The organism is Belliella marina (assembly GCF_042682445.1).
GTDB lineage: Bacteria > Bacteroidota > Bacteroidia > Cytophagales > Cyclobacteriaceae > Belliella > Belliella marina.
Map to the genome: position 1 here is coordinate 1 of NZ_JBHUHR010000019.1, position 3,206 is coordinate 3,206.

The window sequence follows — 3,206 nt, forward strand, 5'->3', positions numbered from 1 at the left end:
ATAATGTGGCGGCGACCTACTCTCCCGGGTGTAACCCCAGTACCATCGGCGCGGCAGGGCTTAACTTCTCTGTTCGGGATGGGAAGAGGTGGGACCCCTGCGCTAGGCCGCCTAAATCTTTGGACTCTTTGATCTCGGATATTGGACTCTTGTCTAATATCTCACGTCTTTTGTCTCGTATCTTAAATTCACAACAAGTGCACAGAAAATTGAATGCTTGGACCTTACGGCAAGTTTTCGGGCAATTAGTACAGCTCGGCTATGCCATCTCTGGCTTTACACCTGCTGCCTATCGACGTCATCGTCTCTGACGGCCCTGTTTGGAAGTCTCATCTTGGAGGGAGTTTCGCACTTAGATGCTTTCAGCGCTTATCTCTTCCCGACGTAGCTACCCGGCAATGCAATTGGCATCACAACCGGTACACCAGCGGTCAGTCCAACCCGGTCCTCTCGTACTAAGGTCAGGTCTCCTCAAACTTCCCACGCCCGCAACAGATAGGGACCGAACTGTCTCACGACGTTCTGAACCCAGCTCGCGTGCCACTTTAATGGGCGAACAGCCCAACCCTTGGGACCTTCTCCAGCCCCAGGATGTGACGAGCCGACATCGAGGTGCCAAACCTCCCCGTCGATATGAGCTCTTGGGGGAGATCAGCCTGTTATCCCCAGAGTACCTTTTATCCTTTGAGCGACGGCCCTTCCATACGGTACCGCCGGATCACTATACCCGTGTTTCCACCCTGCTCGGCTTGTCGGCCTTACAGTCAAGCCCCCTTATGCTATTGCACTCCGCGTACGGTTACCAAGCGTACTGAGGGGACCTTTGGAAGCCTCCGTTATCCTTTTGGAGGCGACCACCCCAGTCAAACTACCCACCAAGCAATGTCTCCCGCAATGCGGGATTAGATACCAGGCAAACAAAGGGTGGTATTTCAACGGCGACTCCGCAACGCCTGGCGACGCCACTTCACAGTCTCCCACCTATCCTACACATCGTTTACCCAATACCAATACTAAGCTGCAGTAAAGGTTCATGGGGTCTTTCCGTCCCGTTGCGGGTACGCGGCATCTTCACCGCGACTACAATTTCACCGAGCTCATGGCTGAGACAGTGCCCAGATCGTTACACCATTCGTGCAGGTCGGAACTTACCCGACAAGGAATTTCGCTACCTTAGGACCGTTATAGTTACGGCCGCCGTTTACCGGGGCTTCAATTCAGCGCTTCCCTTGCGGTAACGCCCCCTCTTAACCTTCCGGCACCGGGCAGGTGTCAGGCCTTATACTTCGTGTTGCCACTTCGCAAAGCCATGTGTTTTTGCTAAACAGTCGCCTGGGCCTTTTCACTGCGGCCTCCCACACCGAAGCGTGGGTAGGCGCCCCTTCTCCCGAAGTTACAGGGCCATTTTGCCGAGTTCCTTAGCCATGATTCACTCGAGCACCTCAGGATTCTCTCCTTGACCACCTGTGTCGGTTTGCGGTACGGGTCGGTATGCGCTTAACGCCAGAAGTTTTTCTTGGAAGCACTTAGGACAACTATCCGATTGTCCGTGGACGCTCGGTACTATCACCTTCGGCTAGGCCCACGCATTTGACTATGGGCCCAATACCTACAAGCTTCAACCCGGTATTCCGTCACCGGGCGTGTCTTTCATCACTCCGTCACTCCATCACCTGCATACCAAGTATGGGAATATCAACCCATTTGCCATCGACTACGCCTCTCGGCTTCGCCTTAGGTCCCGACTGACCCTGATCCGATTAGCGTTGATCAGGAAACCTTGGTCTATCGGTGTGCGGGTTTCTCGCCCGCATTATCGTTACTTATGCCTACATTTGCTTTTCCAAAAGCTCCAACACACATCGCCATGTGCCTTCACCGCCGTTGGAATGCTCCCCTACCACTGATATAAATATCAATCCTACGCTTCGGTATTACACTTGATGCCCGATTATTATCGACGCCCTGCCGCTCGACCAGTGAGCTGTTACGCACTCTTTAAAGGAATAGCTGCTTCCAAGCTAACCTCCTGGCTGTCTCTGCAGCTGGACCACCTTTGTTCAACTTAGTGTAAATTTTGGGACCTTAGCGGTAGGTCTGGGTTCTTTCCCTCTCGGACACGGACCTTAGCACCCATGCCCTCACTGCCGTTACTGTATGCCGGCATTCGGAGTTCGTCAGGATTTGGTAGGATATGACTCCCCCTAGTCCTATCGGTAGCTCTACCTCCGGCATACATTCCACGACGCTGTTCCTAAAAACATTTCGGGGAGTACGAGCTATTTCTCAGTTTGATTGGCCTTTCACCCCTACCCACAGATCATCCGGAAACTTTTCAACGTTTATCGGTTCGGTCCTCCACCCTGTTTTACCAGGGCTTCAACCTGTCCATGGGTAGATCACAAAGTTTCGCGTCTACCGCCACTGACTAAAACGCCCTGTTCAGACTCGCTTTCGCTCCGGCTGCGGGACTTAATCCCTTAACCTTGCCAGCAACGAGTAACTCGTAGGCTCATTATGCAAAAGGCACGCCGTCACCAAATATCTTGGCTCCGACCGCTTGTAGGCGCACGGTTTCAGGTTCTATTTCACCCCGTTATTCACGGTACTTTTCACCTTTCCCTCACGGTACTTGTACACTATCGGTCTCTCAGGAGTATTTAGCCTTTCCGGATGGTGCCGGATAATTCAACCGGGATTTCTCCTGTCCCGGCCTACTCAGGATACCAACCCGATCACATACCCTTCCCCTATGGGGCTATCACCCGCTTTGGCCTGCCTTCCCAGACAGCTCAAGTCGGGTATGTTCTCTTTACGTCGGTCCTATAACCCCGCCCCTGCCTTGACAGGGACGGTTTGGGCTCGTCCGCTTTCGCTCGCCACTACTCACGGAATCACTGTTGTTTTCTCTTCCTCCGGGTACTTAGATGTTTCAGTTCCCCGGGTTTGCCTTCCTTGCGGAATACCGATCAATCGGTGGGTTGCCCCATTCGGATATCTGCGGATCAATTCCTCTTGCGGATCCCCGCAGCTTTTCGCAGCTTGTCACGTCCTTCATCGCCTCTGAGAGCCTAGGCATCCCCCGTACGCCCTTGTTTACTTGCCATTACCCAATCCCCCCTTTTGCATTGGGGACCGGGCGGTCTCTTGTGTGCTTCCGCACACACATTCAATTTTCTGCTCAACTTGTCAATGAACTTTTTATG

The 3,206-nt window shown here is 53.1% G+C and carries 2 rRNA genes; both read right to left on the reverse strand.

Annotation, left to right across the window (positions count from 1 at the left end):
• Positions 1 to 3 precede the first annotated feature (3 nt).
• Positions 4 to 115: ribosomal RNA gene (gene rrf / locus ACFSKL_RS06855) — 5S ribosomal RNA — on the reverse strand.
• Between the two features lie 110 nt (positions 116 to 225).
• Positions 226 to 3,106, reverse strand: a 23S ribosomal RNA gene (locus ACFSKL_RS06860).
• Positions 3,107 to 3,206 lie beyond the last annotated feature (100 nt).